This is a genomic window from Nesterenkonia sandarakina (assembly GCF_003003175.1).
Classification (GTDB): Bacteria; Actinomycetota; Actinomycetes; order Actinomycetales; family Micrococcaceae; genus Nesterenkonia; species Nesterenkonia sandarakina_A.
Map to the genome: position 1 here is coordinate 39,825 of NZ_PVTY01000013.1, position 21,122 is coordinate 60,946.

The following is a 21,122-nucleotide window of genomic DNA, read 5'->3' on the forward strand; positions in this document are numbered from 1 at the left end:
TGTTGTCGACGCCTCATTGCTGCGGCGCCTGGGTGATCCTGCGCCTCAGTTGCCCGAGGCCCGCTTAGCCTCAGGTCGGCTCACGCCATGCCCGGTGCTGGATTCTCCACCGAACCGCCGCCTCGGGCGGTGACATGGGCGTCGTCGTCGGTTTCGGTCTTCTCTGAAGACCCATCCCCGCGTCCGCGATGCACCAGCTGCAGCACCACTGCCACGGCGAGGCCCACCATGCCGCCGACGGAGATCATCAGATCCGGATAGATCAGCATGAGGCCACCGACGATCAGCAGCGTCCGCTCGACCACGTTGGCACGCAGCAGCAGATACCCGGCAAGACCCGCGGCCAGCGCGATCATCCCCACGATCACGGTGACCAGGGCGATCGTGAGCTCGTCCCACGTGCCTTGGAGCAGCAGCGCCGGCTCCAGGATGAAGGCGTACGGGATCAGGAAGCCGGCAAGCGCGATCTTCACCGCCGCGACGCCGGCAGCCATCGGGTTGGCCCCGGCGATGCCGGCACCCGCGTAGGCCGCGAGACAGACCGGCGGCGTGATGTCCGCGAGGATGCCGAAGAAGAACACGAACATGTGCGCCGCGATCAGCGGAACGTCGAAGTTGTTGTACAAGATCGGCGCCGCAACTGAGGCGGTGACCACGTAATTCGCAGTGGTCGGCAGGCCCATGCCCAGGATGATGCAGGCGATCATCACGAAGAAGAGCACCAGCAGGAAGCTGCCGCCGGCGAGGTTCACCAGCCCGCGGCCGAGCTGACCGCCCAGACCGGTGGCCGTCACGGTGCCCGCGACGATGCCGGCTGTGGCGCAGGCCGCGATCACCGGCAGCGCGGTGCGTGCCGCGGCGATGAAGAGCTCCACAAATCCGCGCACGTTGAGCCGTGTCGAGGACCGGAAGAAGCTCAGGACCACCGCCGTCGCAATGCCTAGCAGCGCCGCACGGGTGGGCGTCAGGCCAGCGATCAGCGTGCCGATGATCACGACCAGCGGCAGCAAGAGATCGGCGCGGGTGACCAGCGATCGGATGCTGGGCAGGTCCTCGACCGGAAGCCCCTTGATCTCCCGACGCTTCGCCTCGAAGTGCACCGAGAGGAAGGCGCCCAGGAAATAGAGCACCGCAGGGATGATGGCGATGACGATCAGATCGTTGTACTCCAGGTCCGGCACGTTCTGCGCCATGATGAACGCCGCGGCACCCATGATCGGGGGCATCAGCTGTCCACCGGTGGAGGCAGTGGCCTCGGTGGCGGCGGCGAAGTGTGGCTTGAACCCGGCCTTCTTCATGATCGGGATCGTGAAGGAGCCGGAAGCCACCGTGTTGGCCACCGAGGAGCCAGAGACCATGCCCTGCAGCCCCGAGGCGGCGACGGCGGCCTTGGCCGGCCCGCCGGTGTACTTGCCGGCGGCGCGGAAGGCGAGGTCGTTGAAGAACTGGCCGATGTTGGTGCGAAGCAGGACCACGGCGAAGAGCAGGAAGAGGAAGATGAAGTTCGCCGAGACCTGCAGCGGCGTGCCGAAGATCGACCTGGTGGAGAGGAAGGTCTCCGTCGCGAAGGCGTCCCAGGAGCGTCCGCGGTGCGGGAAGATCGGGCTCATATTGCCGAAGACCGCGTAGGCGATGGCGCAGCCAGCGATGATCACGATCGGCAGACCGACACAGCGGCGCGTGGCTTCGAGGACCAGCAGAGTGCCGGCCACTGCGACGGCGTAGTCCAGCGCGCTGAAGCCGAGGATCTGCACGGCGTTGCCGACCAGGTACTCGTAGCGGAACACGATGTAGAGGTTGACCGCCATACCTGCTGCCGCGAGCACGGCGTCGTACCAGGGGACGCCGCGGCCGCGACCGACCAGGACGTCCTTCCAGAGCACTCCCGTGGGCTTGAGGTCGAGCAGCTTCTTGCTCGCCGGGTAGAGCAGGAAGACCAGGGAGGTGGCGCCTGCGAGATGCAGGGCGCCGTGGATCCAGCCGGTGAAGGGTCGCTCGAGCGCGTAGTACAGGTGGTAGAGCGTGAAGGCCACGGACAGGCCGCCCACGATCCATGTCCACCAGCCCAGGTCCGTCCGGAAGCGGCTCGAGGTGTCGTGCTGCCGAAGGATCTCGGCTGCTCGTTCCTCAGCACCGACCCCCGGCTCCTGCTGGTCAGCGGGAGCCGGGGAGCGATTCTCAGCAGTGCTGCGTGTCACGGCAGGTCAATGCCCTGCTCGTCGAAGTAGCGCTCAGCGCCGGGGTGCAGCGGGATGTCCCCGATGCCCGTCAGAGCGTTCTCCTCGGTGATGTTCTCGCCGATCTCGAGCGTGACGTCGCCGGCGTTCTCCAGGGTGGCGGCCGTGATCTCGTAGCCGAGGTCCTCGCTGACCTGAGTGGTGGAGGCGACCAGTGCGGCGAACACCGAGACCGTGGTGACGTCCTCATCGAGGAAGTCGTAGGCGTCGGCGGCGATGTCGTAGGACTCGGCACCGGACTCGCCCGAGATGGTCTCGGTCATGTCGTCTTCGATGCCCAGCAGCGCAACATCGGTGGAGGCCGCCAGCTGGGTCAGCCCTGCCACCGGGACGCCGACGACGAAGATCGACGCGTCGATCTGTCCGTCGGCGAGCATGTCCGTCGAGGTGCCGAAGTCGGCGACCTCGGCGGTGTAGTCGCCCTCTTCGATCCCGTGCGCGGAGAGGATCGCGTCGGAGATCGCGCGGGTGCCCGAGCCGACGTCGCCCACGGCGATGGTCTGTCCTTCGAGATCCTCGATGGACTCGATCCCGGAGTCTTCGCGGACGATGATGTGCGCGGCCTCGGGGTAGAGGTTGGCGATCCAGCCGAAGTTGTCCAGGGCCACGCCGTCGAGGTCCTCGATCTCGCCATTGACGCCCATGACGGCCGTGTCGTTCTGCGTCAGGCCGAGCTGCATCTCTTCCTGGAAGATGCCGCCCAGGTTGTCCGCGGAGCCGCCGGTCTCGATCGCTGTGACCGAGACGTCTTCGATGTTCTCCTCGAAGATGGTGGCCAGTTCGTCGCCGAGCGGGAAGTAGGTGCCGGCGACGCCGCCGGTGCCGAAGGTCAGCTCATTGGTGAAGCTGTCCTCGTCTCCGGTCTGGACCTCTTCGTCTCCACCCTCTTCGCCTCCGCCGCAGGCGGACAGGGCAAGGGCGGCTGCAGCGGTGACTGCAATTGTTGTGCGACGCATTTTCATGAGTCTTCTCCTCAGTCGAGTGATTCAAGGTGCAGTGATCTATGTTCTGGTTCTATACACGGTGCGATGTGTAGTCAGCCACTTTACCGTGGCGCAGGACACTTTGCTGGCCTCACGGATACCCTCTCTAGACTGGCGTATACGGATGAGCACGGTGTTTCGTGTTTTCCGCAGGACGGAACCGGGAGCTGCGGACGACAGGGAAACGGAGGTGGCACGGTGACGATCTACATCGACCCACCCAGCTGGCCTGCCCATGGCACGGTGTTCTCCCACCTGATCTCGGACCACTCGCTCGAGGAGCTGCATCAGATCGCCGGCGCCGCCGGGGTCAGCCGTCGCGCCTTCGACCGGGATCACTACGACGTCCCAGCCCACCTGTTCGAAGACCTCACCGTGCTGGGAGCGGTGCCGGTCTCCGGTGGTGAGCTGACTCGGATCCTGCTCGGCTGCGGGCTGCGGATCCCCGCGGCGCAGCGCCCGGAGAAGCTTCGCCGCAATCTCCAGCGCGCCTGGGCGCGACTGGGCGCGCAGTGGAGCGCCGCCGAGCACGGCAGCGCGGCCGACGACGCCCTGCTGTCCTCCTGGCTCGCCCCGGACGGGGCGTGGCTGACGCTGGGTGAGGAGCTGCTCACCCGATGGTCCGAGCCGCACCGGAACTATCACGCGCCGACCCACCTCAGCGCGGTGCTGCGCGGAGTGGGCACGTTGACGCGAGCAGGTGAGCTGGAACCGGAGCATCGTCCGGTGGTCACCCTGGCGGCGTGGTTCCACGACGCCGTCTACGCCGGAGTCGTCGGAGCCGATGAGGAGGAGTCAGCGACGCTGGCAGAGGCCCGATTGGCGCCGCTGCTCCCCGGGCCCGTGGTGGAGGAGACGGCCCGGCTGGTCCGACTCACCACGCATCACGATCCCGACCCTGCTGATCGCAGGGGTGCCGTCCTGGTGGACGCTGACCTCGAGGTGCTCGCCCGGACTCCGGAGAGCTATGCCCAATACACGGCAGCGGTGCGCGCGGACTACCGCCATGTGGCCGAAGAGGACTTCCTGCGCGGCCGGGCGCAGGTGCTGGAGCGGCTACTCGACACGCCGTCGCTGTTCCACACCGCCACGGGGGTCCAGCGTTGGGAGCCCCAGGCTCGGGTCAATCTGGCCCGTGAGCTTGAGCAGCTCAGTCGCCGCTGAGGCGCTCTTCGAGCCTGGTCACCTTCTCGGTGAGCTGCCCGGTGAATCCCGGTCGGATATCGGCCTTGACCACCAGGCTGACCCGCGGACTGACCGCCGCCACCGCCTCCGTGGCGCGTCTGATGACGTCGAAGACCTCGTCCCAGTCGCCTTCGATCGTGGTGAACATCGAGGTCGTCTCATGGGGAAGCCCTGACTCCCGCACCACGCGGACGGCTTCGGCCACGGCTGCGCTGAGCGAACCATCGGTGGTGTCTGCGGCGACGGGCGCGACGGAGAAGGCTGCCAACATGCGTCACAGATTACGCCAGTTCCTGCACCAGTCCCAGCACCACCGGAATCACACCCAGCAGGATGAAGCCCGGCAGGAAGCAGAGCCCCAGCGGCAGCACCATCTGCACCGACAGCCTGGCGGCCTGTTCTTCTACTGCTGCGCGGCGACGCCGACGCGCCTGGACCGCAGTCAGTTCCAGCAGCTCCACGGTGGGCGCGCCGGTGGCATGGGCGAATGCCAGCTCTTCGCCGAATTCGCGCAGCTGGGACTGGGCATCCACGCAGGACCAGGCGTCCTTCCATGGCTGCCCGGTCACGAGCCCGCGGTGCACCCGGCCCAGTGGGGCGCACCCTGGAACGTCCTCGGAGAGTCGCAGCACGGCGGGCTCGATGCCCACTCCGGCCCGCAGCATCGCCGCCGTGAGGTCCAGCAGGGTCGCGGCATCGGGCCGGTGCTGCGGGACCGTCCGCTGGGCACGCGGGCGGAGTGAGCTGGCCCGCCGCGGGAGCCTCGGCCGGGCGACGCGCGGCGCCGATGTGCGGGGTTCCCCGTCGTACGGTCCGAACGCGCGCGGCCGACTCTGCGGCGGCGGAGCAGGCAGGACCGACAGCATCAGCGCGAGGATCCCGGTCAGCAGGGCGCAGGCAAGGGCTGGGAGCACCTGTGCCTCAGCCATGCAGGGCCACTGCGCGGATCAGCCGGGTGCTCCAGCGCCAGCCGAACACCATGCATCCCAGTCCCGCCACCAGGCATCCCCACCCCAGCGGCGAACCGAGCAGCACGGCAAGAGGCTGCGCCCCCATCAGGGCACCCATGGCCAATCCACCGACGGGCAGCGCCGCCAGGATGAGCTGGGTCATGCGCGGGCCGGCGGCTGCGGTGCGGACGGCACCGTCGAGCGCGGCCGAGTCCTCCAGCGAGTCGGCTGCCTTGCGGCAGAGCCGGGAGAGCGGAGCCCCAGTGGACTGCGAGAGTGCGTGGATGCTGATCAGTCGTTGGAGCACCTCGATCAGGACGATGGTGGCGGCGGGGCTGAGCCGGGGCCCGGTGCCCACGCCGGTGCTGGGGTGGGCACCGGTGCGCGGGAGCGTGGCGGCGGGAAGATCGGCACCGGTCCCGTTGCGGGTCGTGGTGATGTCCCTGGAGAAGGGACCGGCCCTGGAGCGGTCTCCCGCGGTGAAGGAAGCGAGGCTGCGTCGGAGCGCGACCACGGCACCGAGGCCGGCCTGCTCTGCGGAGGCCGCCCGTTCACAGATCTGCGCGAGCGGGTGCGAGTCCTCCCGCGAGCGCCAATGGGCGCTCAGGTCAGTCCACGCTTGGGCCTGGGACCGCCCCGACTGCAGCAATGCGGCGTATTGGTGCAGCAGAGACCCGGCATTGCCCCGCAGGTCACCCACGTCACCCCCGGTTCTCGATCTCCAGGTCACCGGCAGCTCGCTGAGCCGCGCCCACCCGAGCTGCGACGCGGTGCGCCGCGGACCGGTGAGCAGTGGTCCCGTGGGCTGGAATTCCGGGCCGCGCCCTGCGATCGGAGTTCCCCGCAGCGGGGGAATGCCGAGAAGCCCTGCGATGAACATGGCGGCGCTGGCGCAGGTCACCAGGAGAAGCTGTGCGAGATCGGTCACCGCAGGCCGATCCGTCGGGTCAGCTCGTCCCAGCCGACCTGGGTCTGCACGTCGGCCCGACTCCCCGGTTCGAGGTCTCCGGCGAGCAGGACCGGCACCATCTGAAGCCTCCGCTCCACGCAGCGGACCAATGAGATGGCCACCGGCATCCGTCGGCCTCGCCGACGCTCCATGTGGATCACCGCGTCCAGGGCGGCTCCGGCCTGCAGCGCCACGGATTCCGGTGGCAGCTCGGCGAGCGCCCCCATCGCGATGAGCCTGGCCGGCACCGCGTGCGGTGAATTGGCGTGGATCGTCCCCACCGCTCCCTGATGTCCCGTGTTCATCGCGGTGAGGAAGTCCTTGAGCTCGCTGCCGCGGCACTCCCCGACGATCAGTCTGTCGGGGCGCATCCGCAGGGTCTCACGGACGAGCTGGCCCATCCCGAGCTGACCGGCTCCCTCCACGTTGCCGCGGCGCTGCTGGAGGTGCAGCACATGGGGATGGTCTGGCCGCAGCTCCGTGGTGTCCTCCACGATGATGATCCGCTCATGGTGCGGGCACTCGGCGAGCATGGACCCCAGCAGGCTGGTCTTCCCGGACCCCGTGGACCCTGAGATCAGGCAGTTCAGCCGGGCCGCCACGATCCCCCGAAGGACGGGGAGCCACACCTCAGGCGCATCCCATTGGAGGGCGAGCTGTTCCAACGTCGCCGCTGAGCCGCGGGAGATGCGCACCGAGATCATCGTCCCCTCCACCGCGACCGGCGGGATCACCGCGTGGATCCGACAGTCACCGATCCGCCCATCGGCGCAGGGCTGGCCCTCATCGAGCCGGCCCCCGGACAGCGCGATCAATCGTCGGGCAAGTCCACGCACCTGCTCCTCCGAGAAGAAGCGGACCTCGGTTCTGACCAGACCATCCCGACCGTCGGTCCACACCTGTCGGCGACCGTCGATGAGCACATCGGTGATGCCGGGCTGCTCGATCAGCGGCTGCAGCGGTCCCAGCCCGACCAGCTCATCCCGCAGCGTCCGGACCAGTTCCGCGGTGGTGCGCGACCCCAGCGCCAGCCCCGAGGCGCGGACCGCTTCGGCGATCCGCGCAGCGGTCACCGGCTCGGCGGAGCTGGTCAGCGACTCCCGCAGCGAGTCGAGCTGCCGGTCACTCATGCCGCACCTGCTCCTGGAGGTCCAGGACCTCCAAGAGTGTCCCGATGAAGGCAGCTCCGCGGCGTGATCGGAGCAGCTCGTAGGCGGCGCCGATCGAATCCTCCCGCCGCAGCCAGCGCTGCTCGGGGATATCTCCGGCCAGTGGGAGATCCGTGGCCGCCGCCAGCTCCAATGGACTCCAGCCGGTGTGCGATGCGCCGTTGGCCACCAGCCTCAACGACACCCCCGACTCGGACTGACTGAACTGGAGGGCCGCTGAGGCTCCCCGCGCGCTGCAGGGCGTGACCAGCAGCAGGTGATCCAGGTGCTCGCGCACCAGCGAGACCGCGTCGACATCGCGCGCGACGTCGATGACCACCGTGTCGAAGACGCGCCGGGCCGAGCGGACCACCGGTTCCAGCATGCGCCGACGCACCTCGGCGCCGGGGGCTCCGCCGAGCACCTGGACTCCGTCGCGAACCGGCAGTGCGGCCGCGAGCTGTGGGGAGGCGAGTTCACCGTCGAGAGCGGCGAGCTGCGCCCATCCGAGCTCGTCACCGGATCCAGGCTCCGCGTCGCCGCGGCGGACCCGCCTGACTCTTCCGTTCCGGGCTCCGGGCTGACCCTCCCACCCGGGCAGCAGCCCCGAGATCCCCGATCCGGGCGCCGGGTCGGCATCGACGAGGAGCACCGAAGCACCTCTCACCGCCTGCTCGGCAGCGAGCAGATACGCCACCGTGCTCGCCCCGACACCACCGAGCACACCGGCCACGGCCAAGACCCGACCCGGGCTACGATCCAGCACCCGCTCTCCCAGATGTCTTGCCAACCAGGCCTCCGCCGCGGGCAGCGGAACCGGCTGCAGCCCAGGATGCTCCGCCGCGAGCCTCCACAGCTGCTGCCCATCACCCTGAGCTGCCGCCGTGTCACCGAGCAGCAGCGTTCCGCGCCCCAGCCGTGGGCTCGGCGGCAGCCGGTCGGCCCCGCACATCAGGACCGCCCACTCCCGCGGCGTCACCGCCTCCCAGGTCGGGCGAGACTCGAGCGCGGCGCCCACGGTGGCGGCGATCAGCGCGACGTCGTCGCGCAGCGCACGATCTTCGGTGATCAGCAGCAGCCGGGGTTCCACGTCCATGCCCCCACCCTGCCGATCTGGGCGGCGGAGGTGCACGGGGGCTGCGGAACTGTGGGGACCGGCTGCGCAGCGCCCCGTTCTTCCCGAGGTGGGGAAAACTCTGGGGAAAACCGTGCGGAGGATTCTCGGAGCCCGAGAGTCCTGCGGAGACGTGTGAAGGACTCTCGCTCAGCTCTGAGCTGTGGCCTCACTCTGTGAAGCAGACGTCCGGTGATCCCGAGGTGAGCTGAACAGCTGCCACGTCGCGGCCGAGAGAACCACCGTCGAGGCGACACCCACTGATGCGACAGCGTCATCGTACGTCCAGCGTGGTCTTCTGACAGTCGAGGCTGCCACTTCGGCGACTGGTGACTCCCGCTCTGTCCGGCGAAGCTCCCCGCCCCTAGACTGGGGCGATGAGCTCCGCCTCCGCTTCCCTTCCGACCTATCCGGACGCGGACCTGCGCCGGGTCCTGTGCGTCGTGGCCCATCCCGATGACATGGAATACGGCGGCTCGGCCGCCGTCGCTCGCTGGACGGCCCAGGGTGCAGAGGTGTCCTACCTGCTGCTCACCGCCGGCGAAGCCGGGATGCGCAGCCGAGACCCTGAGGAGGCGGCAGAGATCCGCGCCGAGGAGCAGCGGCAAGCCTGTGAGCTGGTCGGCGTCTCTGACCTGGTGATCCTGGATCTCCCCGACGGCACGCTGGAGGCCTCCCTGGATGCCCGGCGCCAGATCGCGCGCCGCATCCGCCAGCTGCGCCCCGAGGTCGTGCTGACCCAGACCTGGGAGCTGCAGGTCGGCTGGGGACTCAACCATGCCGACCACCGCGCCACCGGCCTCGCCACGCTGGACGCCGTCCGCGATGCCGACAACCCATGGGTCTTCCGCGAACTCCTCGAGCAGGAGCTGCTCGAGCCCTGGGGCGTGAGAGAGCTGCTGGTCTTCGGCGCCGCACCGACCCATGTGATCGACATCAGCGGGGAGCCGCTGCAGCAGGGACTCGCCTCGCTGGAGGCACACGAGCAGTACCTGGCCGAGCTGGGCGGCGCCGACGAGACCCGCCAGATGTTGGAGTCGATGGCCGCAGACCAGGCGGCGGACCTGCCGGGAGTCGACCACGCGCTCGGCGTCGCAGTCCACCGGATGAGCTGGCCGCCCCTAGAGTCCCGGCAGGTAGTCCCCCGGGTCCACGCTGCGCCCGGCATCCCAGGGCTCTTCCCAGCCGAGCCGATTGATCACCCGATCCACCAGGATCCCGGTGAAGCCCCAGATGAGGGTGCCGTCCACAAGGAACGCCGGGGCGCTGAACACCGTGCCGGCGCGACGCAGCACGGTCATCCTGCGGTTCTCCGGGCGGATCAGTGCCTCCAGCTTCACCGTGAGCACGCGCTCCACCTCACCGGACTGCGGACGGAGCACACCGGTATGACCCGCCATGCCGATCACGGGGGTGACCATGAAGCTGCTGATCGGCACCGGAGCCGGCGGAAGGGAACCGAGAACCCGAACCCGGGCGGGGTCGAGCCCCACCTCCTCCTGGGCCTCGCGCAGAGCCGCCGCCGTCGGGTCGCGGTCGAACTTCTCCTGGGCCCCGCCGGGGAAGGAGATCTGACCGGGATGCTTCTTCAATCCCGGGGAACGCTCGGTCAGCAGCAGATGCGCCTCGTCGTCGTCGGCGGTGGGGGCACAGAAGAGCATCAGCACCGCCGCCTGCCGGGCGTTCTCCATCCCTGCCGGGGTCTTGTTCGGCGGCCGGGTGGCCGGGCTCTGATTCCACCAGCCGCCGGATCCCGAGGACTCAGGGTGCGCAAGCGCGTAGTCGCGCCCCTGCTGCAGCAGCGCCTCAAGCCGGGTCGGGACCGCAGCGCCGGTCAGCGAGAACTCCGCAGGCATGCCCCCGCCCGGAGCCTCCGGACCGGGCGCCTCCGGACCGAATGGATCAGGACCGGGCGCCTCCGGACCGAATGGATCAGGACCGGGCGCCTCAGACCTGAGCGGATCAGAGCCCGGCGCATCGGGGCTCGGCGCATCTGCCCCCTGAGCGGCGGAACCGGCGTCACGCACTGAGCGGGTATCCCTGCGCACGCAGCTCCCGGCGCGTGTGCCCGGCCTGCATCTTGGCCAGGAGCTCCTCACGCCCGGGCGCAAGCTCGTACTTCAACAGCGTGGCCGCCGTCTCGGGGTCCACCTCGCCGGCACCGAAGGAGGGGCACAGTGATGCGATCGGGCAGGCGCCGCAGGCGGGGCGGCGGGCATGACAGATGCGTCGGCCGTGGAACACCAGCCGGTGGGACAGATCGGTCCAGTCACGGCGCTCGAAGAGCTCCGCAACCTCATGCTCCACCTTCACCGGGTCCTGCTGCTGAGTCATCCCCAGCCGGCGAGCCAGCCGACCGAAGTGGGTGTCCACAGTCAGCCCAGGTCTGCCGAAGGCATCCCCGAGCACCACGAACGCGGTCTTTCGCCCGACGCCGGGCAGCTTGACCAGCGCGTCCAGGGAACCGGGCACTTCGCCGTCGTGCTCACTGACCAGCGCGTTCGAGAGCCCCAGCAGCGAGCGGGTCTTGGCGCGGTAGAAGCCGGTGGACCGGATCACCTCCGCGAGCTCGTCCTCCTCGGCGTGGGCCATGGCGTGCGCGTCGGGCCAGCGTCGGAACAGCTCAGGCGTGATCGCGTTGACCCGCACATCGGTGGTCTGGGCGGAGAGCACCGTGGCGATCAGTAGCTCGAAGGCGTTGGTGAAGTCCAGCTCGGCCACGGCGTAGGAGTAGACCTCCCCCAGGACACGGTTGATCCGGCGCACGCGGCGCTTCTTTCCCAGCAGGGTCTCTTGGCTCATCGCAGACCATTCTACGGAGCACCCGAACAGGGTGTCCGCTATGTGATATCCACCTCAGGCTCAGGGCGGGAAAAGATGTATTGTGAGCGGGAACACAGGAGTATCCAAGGAGGAGCCGCATGACCCAGAATCCCCAGCAAGAGAACAAATTGGACTCGATGCAGAAATCGGGTCAGGTCTTCCCCCCGAGCGAGACGTTCGCAAAGAACGCCGTCGCCACCCAGGAGCGCTACGACAAGGCCTCCGAGGATCGTCTCGGCTACTGGGCAGAGCAGGCCCGCTCCGTGTTGAGCTGGGACAAAGACTTCACCGAGGTGCTGGACTGGTCCGAGGCGCCGGTGGCCAAGTGGTTCGTCGGCGGCGAGGTGAACGCGGCCTACAACGCAGTGGACCGCCACGTCGAGGCCGGCAACGGCAGCCGCGTCGCCCTGCACTTCGAGGGTGAGCCCGGCGATTCCCGCAGCATCACCTACCAGGAGCTGGCCGACGACGTCGCGCGGGCCTCCAACGCCTTCGAGTCCCTCGGCCTCGCCAAGGGTGACCGGGTGGCCATCTACATGCCGATGATCCCCGAGACGATCGTGACCATGCTGGCCTGCGCCCGCATCGGCGCGATCCACTCCGTGGTCTTCGGCGGTTTCTCCTCCGATGCGCTGCGCTCCCGCGTGGACGACGCCGAGGCGAAGCTCGTGGTCACCGCCGACGGCTCCTACCGCCGCGGCAAGCCCTCCACGCTGAAGCCAGCCGTCGACGACGCGCTCGCCAAGCCCGGGCACACCGTGGAACACGTGGTCGTGGTCAAGCGCAACGGCGAAGAGGTCGCCTTCAACGATGACATCGATGTCTGGTGGCACGACGTCGTGCCGCAGCAGTCCACCGAGCACGCCTATGTGGCCCACGACTCCGAGCACCCGCTGTTCATCCTCTACACCTCCGGGACCACCGGGAAGCCCAAGGGCATCCTGCACACCACCGGCGGCTACCTGACCCAGACCGCGGTGACCCACCGGGACAGCTTCGACCTGCGACCGGAGACCGACGTCTACTGGTGCACCGCCGACGTCGGCTGGGTCACCGGACACTCCTACATCGTCTACGGCCCGTTGGTCAACGGCGCCACCCAGGTGATCTACGAGGGGACCCCCGACTCCCCGCACAAGGGGCGGCTCTGGGAGATCGTGCAGAAGTACGGCGTCACGCAGTTCTACACCGCGCCGACGCTGATCCGCACCTGCATGAAGTGGGGCCGGGAGATCCCCGACCAGTTCGACCTCTCCACCCTGCGCGTGCTCGGCACCGTGGGCGAGGCGATCAACCCCGAGGCATGGCTGTGGTTCCGCGACGTCATCGGTGCGAACAACGGCGTCGGCATGGCCCCCAAGGAGGAGCCGGCCCCGATCGTGGACACCTGGTGGCAGACCGAGACCGGCGCGCACATGATCGCTCCGCTTCCCGGCGTCACCGCCACCAAGCCGGGCTCAGCGCAGACGCCGGTGCCGGGCATCTCCATCGGCATCGTCGATGAGATGGGCACTCCCCTGGAGAAGGGCGAGGCCGGCCTGCTCGTCATCAAGGAGCCCTGGCCCGCGATGCTGCGCGGCATCTGGAAGAACCCGGAGCGCTACCAGGAGACCTACTGGTCACGCTTCGGCGACGTCTACTTCGCCGGCGACGGCGCTCGCACCGATGAGGACGGCGACGTCTGGCTCATGGGACGCGTGGACGACGTCATGAACGTCTCCGGACACCGGCTCTCCACCACCGAGATCGAGTCCGCGCTGGTCTCCCACCCGTCGGTCGCTGAGGCCGCCGTGGTCGGAGCCAAGGATGCGACCACCGGAGAGGCCGTCGTGGCGTTCGTGATCCTGCGCGGCTCCGCGGAGGGCGGGAACAAGGAGGAGGTCGAGCAGGAGCTTCGCGCCCACGTGGGCAAGGAGATCGGCCCGATCGCCAAGCCGCGCAACGTGCTGGTGGTGCCGGAGCTTCCGAAGACCCGCTCCGGCAAGATCATGCGCCGCCTGCTCAAGGATGTGGCCGAGGGCCGCGAGGCCGGAGACGCCTCCACCCTCGCCGATCCCACCGTGATGCTCTCCATCGCGGAGGACATGCGCGCCAAGCACGGCGCCGCGTAGCCTCTCACCCCACCCCAGCGTCGAGGGGCGGATTCTCCGGGCATCTCACCCCATTGCGGGGGCAGAATGCTCGCAGAATCCGCCCCTCAGCGCGTGGTGGGGCCTTCAGAGGGCCGGTAGGGTGAGAGCATGCCCACCGAGACTCCCCGCCTGCTGATCATCAACGGACCCAACCTGAACATGCTGGGGACCCGTGAACCCGGGATCTACGGCGCCTCCACGCTGGCCGACATCGAAGCCCTGTGCCGCGAGTCCGCCGCCGCGCTCGGCCTCGAAGCCGAGCTGCTGCAGTCCAACCACGAGGGCACCATCATCGACGCGATCCAGGCCGCGAAGGACAGCGCGGCGGGCATCGTGATCAACCCGGCCGCCTATACCCACACCTCGGTCGCCATCGCCGATGCGCTGCGCGCGGTGAACCTCCCGGTGGTCGAGGTGCACATCTCCAACGTGCACGCCCGCGAGGAGTTCCGCCGGCATTCCTACGTCTCCCCCGCCGCTGCGGCGGTGATCGCCGGCGCCGGGCTCAACGGCTACCGCTATGCCATCGATCACCTGGCCTCGCTGCTGAAGCAGCGCTGAGCGGCTCAGGCGCCCATGGAGCTGCGCCAGGCGGCGTCGAGCTTGGCGTAGTACCCGCCCTGAGCCGCCAGCTCGGCCGGCGCGCCGTCCTCGACCACTCGGCCGTCGTCGATCACCAGGACCCGGTCGGCGATCGCGACCGTGGAGAGCCGGTGCGCGATGATCAGCGCGGTGCGGTTGCCCAGCAGCCGCTCAAGACCCTGCTACACCAGCGCCTCGCTGGGCAGGTCCAGCGATGAGGTCGCCTCATCGAGGATCAGCACGGCGGGGTCGGCCAGGAACGCCCGGGCGAAGGAGATCAGCTGACGCTGACCGGCCGAGAGCCGGCCGCCGCGCTTGTTGACGTCGGTGTCGTAGCCCTCGGGCAGCTCCATGATCAGGTCGTGGCAGCCCACGGCCTTGGCCGCGGCGATGATCTCCTGCTCGGAGGCCTCCGGGCGGCCCAGCGCGATGTTGCCGCGGATGGTGCCGGAGAACAGGAACGCCTCCTGGGTCACCATCGCCACGTGCCGGTGATGATCGGCCACGGCGAGCTCGCGCAGGTCCACCCCGTCAAGGCTCACCGAGCCGCCGCTGACGTCGTAGAACCGGGCCAGCAGCTTCGCCAGCGTGGACTTGCCCGCTCCGGTGCGTCCCACCACAGCCACGGTCTGGCCTGCGGGGATGTGCAGGTCCAAGGCGTGGAGCACCACCGGACCGTCCTCGGCGTAGCGGAACGAGGCCTGCCGGAACTCCAGCTCGCCCCGGGCCTCGGGCAGGTGCCGCGGGTAGTGGGCCTCGGTGACCGTGGGGCTCTCCTCCAGCAGCCCGGAGACCTTCTCCAGCGCCGCGGTGGCCGACTGCAGCGAGTTGTAGAACATCGCGATCATGTCCAGCGGCTGGAAGACGCGTTTGGTCGCCAGCACCAGGGCGACCAGCACCCCGATCCCGAGATCGCCCTCGAGCACGCGGTATCCGCCCCAGAGCAGCACCACGGTGACGGTGATGTTGCCGATGAGCATCAGCGAGGGCTGCAGCACCCCGAACAGTGAGATCGAGCGGACCATGTCCTCGCGGTAGTCCGCCGCGAGGCGACGATACTGCCGGGACCGCGAGTCTTCGCGGCGGAAGGCCTGCACGGCGCGGATGCCGGTCATGGACTCCACGAAGTGCACGATCATCTTCGCCGAGGAGACCCGGGTACGTCGATACGCCACCTCGGAGTTGCGCTGGTACCAGCGGCCGAGCACCGCGATCGGGATCAGCGCCGCCAGCAGCACCAGTCCGGACTGGAAGTCCATGATCAGGATGGTCACTGCGGTGAAGAACATGAACATGATGCCCTGGACCAGGGAGTTGATCCCGCCGTCGAGCAGCTCGCGCAGCGACTCCAGGTCAGAGGTCTGCCGGGAGATCACCTTGCCGGAGGTGTAGTCCTCGTGGAAGTCCAGGCTCAGCGCCTGGGTCTTGCGGAACACCTCCCCACGCAGGGTGAAGAGCATCTGCTGCGAGGCTTCGGCGGTCATCCGGGTGTAGTGGAAGATCAGCACGCCCGCCGTCACGGCGCAGGCGATGTAGGACAGGCCTGGCAGCCACATGCCGGAGCTCTGCCCCGCCGTCATCCGGGGCAGGCCCCAGTCGATGGCCCAGGCGACGATCAGCGGAATCGAGGCCTGCGCGGCCTGGGCGATCACCACGAAGATCGCGGTGATCAGCAGCTTCCGGCGGACCCCGACGGAGAGCTGGACCAGCAGCTTCCAGGAACGACGCCGGATGAACTGGCGCTCCTCCTTGTCCAGCTGGATCTGCTCCTCGCCGGCGGTCCCGCGCAGATGGGAGAAGCGGTCGCCGGCGGCGTCGGTCGTGACCGGTCGGCGGGACTCGCTGGTGGACTCACTCATGGCTGAGCACCTCCTCGGCGCTGACGGGACGAACGCTGGCGCTCATGACCTCGCGGTAGGCGGGGCTGCGCTCCAGAAGCTCGGCGTGGGTGCCGACGTCGCTGATCCGGCCGTGCTCGAGCAGCGCCACCCGGTCGGCCATCGCGACGGTGGAGGGGCGGTGCGCGACGATCAGCGTGGTGGTCCGGTTCAGCACTTCGCGCAGGCGGTGGGTCACGGCCTCCTCGGTGCGCACGTCCAGGGCTGAGAGCGGGTCGTCGAGCAGCAGCACCGAGGGGGCGGAGGCGATCGCACGCGCCAGCGCGAGGCGCTGCCGCTGTCCGCCGGAGAGGCTCAGCCCCTCCTCCCCCACCGGAGTGTCCGCGCCACGAGGAAGGTTCTCGACGAATTCGGCGTCGGCGGTGACCAGCGTCCGGCGCAGCACCGCGTCGAGCTCCTCGGGCACGGGTGCGGCGTCGCGGTGCGGGTTCTGCGGATCGTCGACGTCGCGCAGGTGAGAGGTGCCCAGCAGCACATTGGACTTCACAGAGGTGGAGAACAGGATCGGGTCCTCGAAGGCGACACCGATCCGGGAGCGGAGGTCGGCCAGGCTGAAGTCCTTGACGTCCACCCCGTCGACGCGGATCGCTCCGCCGGTGACCTCATAGAGCCGGGGGATCAGGTTCAGCAGCGTGGAGGTGCCGCCGCCGGTGGCGGAGACCAGCGCCATGGTCTCCCCGGGCCTGACCTTCAGCGTGACCCCGTCGATCAGGTCGCGCTCCCCGGTCTTGGTGTCGGGGTAGCGGAAGTGGACGTCGTCGAGCTCGAGCACGCCGCGCTCCGGGGCGCGGACGGGATCGGCCGGGGAGGTGATCTCGGTGGCGGTGTCCATGACATCGGCGTGCCGGTCGATGGCGGTCTTCGCGGTGAAGGTCATGCCCAGCATCATGCCCACGCCCTCGATCGGACCCTTGAGCACGGCGGCGGTCGCGAAGAAGGCCGCAAGCGCTCCGATGGTCACGCCGGTGGTCTCCTGGTTGGCGACCTGCCAGATCCCGATCAGCAGGCAGAGCCCGAGGATTCCCTCAGGCAGGATCACCATGGCCATCAGGAACTTCGCCAGCGTGCGGGCCTTGGAGACCTCGAGGTCGCGCAGCTCATCGGCCTCTTCGGTGAAGCCTTCCAGCGCGTAGTCTCCACGGCCGAAGGCCTTCAGGACGCGGATCCCGTGCACGGACTCCTCGACCTTGGTGGCGACGTCGCCGGCCTGGTCCTGGGAGGCGCGCGAGTAGTGCACGAACTTCTGCCGGAACCGCGGCCCGATGATCATGATCGGCAGCGCGGCACCGAGGAACACCACGGCGAGCAGCGGTGAGAGCGTGGCCATCAGGGTGAACCCGACCAGCAGGCTGACCACCGAGGTGATCAGCATCAGTGAGCCGAAGGCGAACCAGCGACGGAGCAGGTTCAGGTCGGCGATCGCGCGGGACTGCAGCTGTCCGGCGCCCCAGGCGGAGTGGAAGGAGGCAGAGAGGTCCTGGAGCTTGTCGAAGAGCCCGGTCCGCATGGAGGTCTCGGCATCCGAGGCCGGCGGGATCACGAAGAATCGACGCAGGTAGACCAGCCCGGCCTCCAGCACGCCGAGTCCGAGGATGACCGCGCCGGCGATCCACACGGCGCTCACCTGCGCCCCGTCGTCGAGCAGCGAGTTCACCAGGACCTGGAGCACCTGCGGGATGGACAGCGCGACGACGCCGGCGCCGATCGCCGCGAGCAGACCCAGGGTCCAGCGCAGCTTGAGACCGTCGAGGTAGGGCCCGAGCCGGGTCAGGGCCTGCCAGAGCGTGCGAGGACGCTCGGGGGTCTCAGTCGTCTCGACTCCAGCCGCTCGTTGCATCAAGCAACTAACCTAGGTCGTTTTGTGCTGAACTTCAATGAGTGTGGCCTCCGGAGGGCAGAACAGCCTGACCGGCGCGGTGCGCGAGGTGCCGATGCCTGCCGAGACGTGCAGCGGAACCTCGCGGGCAGGCTCGGCTCGCCGGCCTGGGACTTCTCTGCCCGGCCCCTGCCCACCCGGCAGCTGTTGACTGGGAACCTGGACCGAGCTGAGGCCCTTGGCCTGGGAGCGCGGCAGGTCGCAGTTGGTGACCAGGGCGCGGCCGCCGGGCAGGCAGACCTGCCCGCCGTGGGTGTGGCCTGCGAGGATCAGCTCGGCGCCGTTGCCGGCGAGCGTGTCCAGCGCGGCGGAGACCGGCGCGTGGGCGACTCCGATGCGCAGCGGCTCGGCCTCTGCGCTGTGAGCCTGCGCCGAGCCTGGAGTCTGCTCCGTGCCGCCGGATGCGGGCCAGCCCTGGAAGTCGTCGCGGCCGATGTGCGGATCATCCATCCCGGAGAAGCTGAGCTGCTGCCCGGCGACGGTCAGCGAAGCGGTGCGGTTGTTGAGGTTCTTCCAGCCGCTGGACTCGAAGCCGCTGAACAGGCGCTGCCAGTCCAGACTTTCAGGCTCCGCGTCCAGCTTGGACGGACCGCGGAAATAGCGCAGCGGGTTCCTCCAGGTGGGAGCGAAGTAGTCATTGGATCCCCCGACGAACACGCCGGGGAACTGCCGCAGCGGCTCCAGGGCCTCGAGCACCTCGCCCACGGCGTCGGGGTGGGAGAGGTTGTCTCCGGTATTGATGACCAGGTCGGGCTTCAGCTCGGCCAGCGACTGCAGCCAGGCGAACTTCTTCCGCTGTCCCGGGACGTAGTGGATGTCGGAGATGTGCAGGATGCGAAGCCCCGCTCCGACCCGCAGCGGCACAGCGACGTGGCGGATCCGGAAGTCATTGACGCCCAGACCCACCACCTTCAGGGAGGCGGTGGCGCTCAGTTGTCGTCTCCGCCGCCGCCGTTGCTGCCGCCACCGGTGTTGTTGCCACCGTTGCCGCCGCCGTCGTTGCCGCCGTTGTTGTCGCCGTCGTTCTCAGAGTCGTCGTCCGACTCGTTCTCGCTGGAGTCTCCCCCGCGGGACACGGTGCCGCCGTCGCGATAGCGGGCCAGGTCGCGCCGGTCCTCGAACGGTGAGTCGTCGGCCTCACGGAAGTCGGAGGTGTCGTAGTCCCCGCCGACCTGTTCCATATATGCCAGCCACATCGGGGCTGCGAGCGTGGAGCCGAAGAAGTCCTCGTAGGTCTCGCCGTTGATCGCCCGACGGTTGTTCCCGTAGCCGGAGGTGATCTCTTCGGTGTTGCCGACCCAGCTGGCCGTGGAGACGCCCGAGGAGAACCCGACGAACCAGGTCGAGGACTCGAAGTTGTTGGTGCCGGTCTTGCCCGCCATCGGGAACGGCGGATCGCCGGCGGCGATCGTGCCTTCGGCGATATTGATCGTGATGTCGTTCACCTGTGCGACCACGTCCTCGTCGATGACCTGTTCGCAGCTCTCCCCGGGGACGTTGTATTCGTTGCCGTGGGTGTCGGTGACTTCGAGGATGGCGCGGGGCTGGCAGTAGTTGCCGTCGTCGGCGAAGGCCGCGTAGGCGGCCGCCTGGGTCAGCGGGGAGACTCCGTCGGACCCGAGCACGAAGGAGGGGTTCGCCGGGCTGATGCCTTCGCCGTCACTCGCGGTATGGACGTTCAGCCGGTCAGTCACGTCGGTGATGGCGCAGAGGTCCATATCGGACGCCGTGGCCAGGGTTGCGGTGTTGACCGAGAAGTAGACGCCGTAGTCGATCGTCATGCGCCGGTTCGTGTCCTCTTCGACGTTGTCGACCTCGTAGGAGTCGTCTGAGGTGGTGTATCCCCGCTCCAGGCAGGATGCCTCCCAGCGCTCCGTGTTGGCCCACTCCGCGACGGAGGCGTCCACCACGTCGTCGGTGGCTCCACCTTCCTCGATATGGGCGGCGACCACGAACGGCTTCAGCGAGGAACCGGCCTGGAAGCCGTAGGTCCCGCCGTCGGCGAGGTCCACGTTGTAGTTGATCGTGGTCTCACCGATCGACCCTTCGCTGCCCGGACCGTAGGTCCGGTTCTGAGCCATGGCCAGAATGTTGCCGGTGCCGGGCTCCACCGAAGTGATCGCGGCGCCGGCCTCGGAGCTGTCGTTGCGTGGGACCGTGGCCTCGACCTCTTCCTCGGCGGCAACCTGCGCGTCGGGGTCGAGGGTCGTGGTGATGCGCAGCCCGCCGCGGTCCAGCAGCTCTGCGCGGGCATCCTCGTCGGGGCCGAAGGTGTCACTGGCGAGGATCTCGCGGCGCACGTAGTCGCAGAAGTATTCGCCCTTGGTGGCGGAGATGCAGCCGACCTCTTCGCGGTTGATGTCCAGGCCGAGTCCGGAGGCGATCGCCTCGTCATACTCCCCCTGAGAGATCACACCCTCGCTGAGCATGGCGCCGAGCACCACGTCCCGGCGGCCCTGGGACGCCTCCGGGTTGACCTCGGGGTTGTAGCCGTTGGGGGACTGCACCATGCCGGCCAGGACCGCGGACTGTGCCGCGTTCAGCTCCGAGGCGGGAATGCCCCAGTAGTACTGGGCGGCGGCCTCCACACCGTAGGTCTGGCCTCCCAGGAGAACGATGTTCAGGTAGCCCTCAAGGATCTCGTCCTTGGTCATCTCCTGCTCGACGGCGACGGCGAGCTTCATCTCTCGCAGCTTGTCGGCATAGGTCTTCTGGCCGGTGCCGGAGATGGTCAGTCGCCCCTCACCGGTGAGCACCACCGCGTTGATCAGCATGTTGTTCACGTACTGCTGAGTGATCGTGGAGGCGCCCTGCTGGGAGTCGGAGGTGGCGTTGTGCACCAGCGCGCGGGAGAGGCCTCGGGGATCGACCCCGCCGTGCTCGTAGAATCGCTCGTCCTCGATGGCGATGATGGCGTCGATCATCTCCTGGGAGATGTCCTCCAGAGCCACCGGCTGCCGGTTCTCCGCGTAGAAGGTCGCCAGCTCGGTGCCGTCGGAGGCGTAGATGTGGGACGGCACGCTGAGCGGCTCCTCAGCCAGCTCGGCGGGGATGTCCTCAAGGATCTCCGTGCCGGCGGCCGCAGCAGCGCCGCCGGAGGCCGCGAGCGGGAAGATCAGCCCTGCTGCCAGCAGGCCGCACAGAGCACTCACGCCCAGGAAGGACATGATCTTGCCGACCGTGGTGGCAGTATCAAACAGGGGGGATTTACGTGACGCCATGGGCTTCATCTTACCGTCAAGCAC

The 21,122-nt window shown here is 68.7% G+C and carries 15 protein-coding genes and 2 pseudogenes; 4 read left to right on the forward strand and 13 right to left on the reverse strand.

Annotation, left to right across the window (positions count from 1 at the left end; translation table 11 throughout):
- Positions 1-80: 80 nt before the first annotated feature.
- Both BCL67_RS11255 and BCL67_RS11260 read right to left on the reverse strand, forming a co-directional pair.
- On the reverse strand, positions 81-2,198 hold the full coding sequence (locus BCL67_RS11255) for a TRAP transporter permease (RefSeq protein ID WP_181255985.1): 2,118 nt from the start codon (positions 2,196-2,198) through the stop codon (positions 81-83).
- Positions 2,195-3,193 carry a TAXI family TRAP transporter solute-binding subunit gene (locus BCL67_RS11260; protein ID WP_258174989.1) on the reverse strand — a complete coding sequence of 333 codons (999 nt, stop codon included), beginning with the start codon at positions 3,191-3,193 and terminating at the stop codon, positions 2,195-2,197. The genes BCL67_RS11255 and BCL67_RS11260 overlap by 4 nt, the downstream gene beginning before the upstream one ends.
- Before the next feature lie 225 nt (positions 3,194-3,418).
- Between BCL67_RS11260 and BCL67_RS11265 the strand changes: the two genes are divergently transcribed.
- Positions 3,419-4,384, forward strand: a complete 966-nt coding sequence (locus tag BCL67_RS11265; protein ID WP_106123534.1) for a DUF4031 domain-containing protein — start codon at positions 3,419-3,421, stop codon at positions 4,382-4,384.
- On the opposite strand, the gene BCL67_RS11270 is transcribed toward BCL67_RS11265, so the two are convergent.
- From BCL67_RS11270 to BCL67_RS11290, 5 genes are read right to left on the reverse strand one after another with little or no spacing between them, the layout of a single operon-like run.
- Positions 4,371-4,676 carry an MTH1187 family thiamine-binding protein gene (locus BCL67_RS11270; protein ID WP_106123535.1) on the reverse strand — a complete coding sequence of 102 codons (306 nt, stop codon included), beginning with the start codon at positions 4,674-4,676 and terminating at the stop codon, positions 4,371-4,373. The genes BCL67_RS11265 and BCL67_RS11270 overlap by 14 nt on opposite strands.
- A 10-nt stretch (positions 4,677-4,686) precedes the next feature.
- Positions 4,687-5,334, reverse strand: a complete 648-nt coding sequence (locus tag BCL67_RS11275) for a type II secretion system F family protein (RefSeq protein WP_106123536.1) — start codon at positions 5,332-5,334, stop codon at positions 4,687-4,689.
- Entirely contained in the window at positions 5,327-6,283 is a 957-nt protein-coding gene (locus BCL67_RS11280) for a type II secretion system F family protein (RefSeq protein ID WP_106123537.1), read from the reverse strand. Before BCL67_RS11280 ends, BCL67_RS11275 begins: the two co-directional genes overlap by 8 nt.
- Positions 6,280-7,434: a TadA family conjugal transfer-associated ATPase gene (locus BCL67_RS11285; protein WP_106123538.1), complete on the reverse strand. Its 1,155-nt coding sequence runs from the start codon at positions 7,432-7,434 to the stop codon at positions 6,280-6,282. Before BCL67_RS11285 ends, BCL67_RS11280 begins: the two co-directional genes overlap by 4 nt.
- Positions 7,427-8,548 carry a hypothetical protein gene (locus tag BCL67_RS11290; protein WP_106123539.1) on the reverse strand — a complete coding sequence of 374 codons (1,122 nt, stop codon included), beginning with the start codon at positions 8,546-8,548 and terminating at the stop codon, positions 7,427-7,429. Before BCL67_RS11290 ends, BCL67_RS11285 begins: the two co-directional genes overlap by 8 nt.
- Before the next feature lie 479 nt (positions 8,549-9,027).
- On the opposite strand from BCL67_RS11290, the pseudogene BCL67_RS15995 reads away from it, so the two are divergent.
- Positions 9,028-9,324: pseudogene (locus BCL67_RS15995) on the forward strand (PIG-L deacetylase family protein); the annotation flags it as partial.
- Positions 9,325-9,687: 363 nt separating this feature from the next.
- Here BCL67_RS15995 and BCL67_RS16000 read toward each other — a convergent pair.
- Together BCL67_RS16000 and nth are read right to left on the reverse strand one after the other, a co-directional pair.
- Positions 9,688-10,422 (reverse strand): NUDIX hydrolase, encoded by a 735-nt coding sequence (locus BCL67_RS16000; RefSeq protein ID WP_106123540.1) that lies wholly within the window; start codon positions 10,420-10,422, stop codon positions 9,688-9,690.
- Between the two features lie 163 nt (positions 10,423-10,585).
- Positions 10,586-11,368, reverse strand: coding sequence for an endonuclease III (gene nth / locus BCL67_RS11310; RefSeq protein ID WP_106123541.1), 783 nt, complete (start codon positions 11,366-11,368; stop codon positions 10,586-10,588).
- A gap of 119 nt (positions 11,369-11,487) precedes the next feature.
- Between nth and acs the strand changes: the two genes are divergently transcribed.
- A complete protein-coding gene (gene acs / locus BCL67_RS11315; protein WP_106123542.1) occupies positions 11,488-13,500 on the forward strand; it encodes an acetate--CoA ligase in 2,013 nt (670 codons plus the stop codon).
- A 129-nt stretch (positions 13,501-13,629) separates the two neighbouring features.
- Positions 13,630-14,082 carry a type II 3-dehydroquinate dehydratase gene (gene aroQ / locus BCL67_RS11320; protein ID WP_106123543.1) on the forward strand — a complete coding sequence of 151 codons (453 nt, stop codon included), beginning with the start codon at positions 13,630-13,632 and terminating at the stop codon, positions 14,080-14,082.
- Positions 14,083-14,087: 5 nt separating this feature from the next.
- Here aroQ and BCL67_RS11325 read toward each other — a convergent pair.
- The 4 genes and pseudogenes from BCL67_RS11325 to BCL67_RS11340 form a co-directional block, all read right to left on the reverse strand.
- Positions 14,088-15,962, reverse strand: a pseudogene (locus tag BCL67_RS11325) (ABC transporter ATP-binding protein).
- A complete protein-coding gene (locus BCL67_RS11330) occupies positions 15,955-17,838 on the reverse strand; it encodes an ABC transporter ATP-binding protein (RefSeq protein ID WP_106123544.1) in 1,884 nt (627 codons plus the stop codon). Before BCL67_RS11330 ends, BCL67_RS11325 begins: the two are co-directional and overlap by 8 nt.
- A gap of 12 nt (positions 17,839-17,850) precedes the next feature.
- Positions 17,851-18,783 carry a metallophosphoesterase gene (locus BCL67_RS11335; protein WP_258174993.1) on the reverse strand — a complete coding sequence of 311 codons (933 nt, stop codon included), beginning with the start codon at positions 18,781-18,783 and terminating at the stop codon, positions 17,851-17,853.
- Between the two features lie 23 nt (positions 18,784-18,806).
- Positions 18,807-21,098, reverse strand: coding sequence for a transglycosylase domain-containing protein (locus BCL67_RS11340; protein ID WP_258174995.1), 2,292 nt, complete (start codon positions 21,096-21,098; stop codon positions 18,807-18,809).
- Positions 21,099-21,122 lie beyond the last annotated feature (24 nt).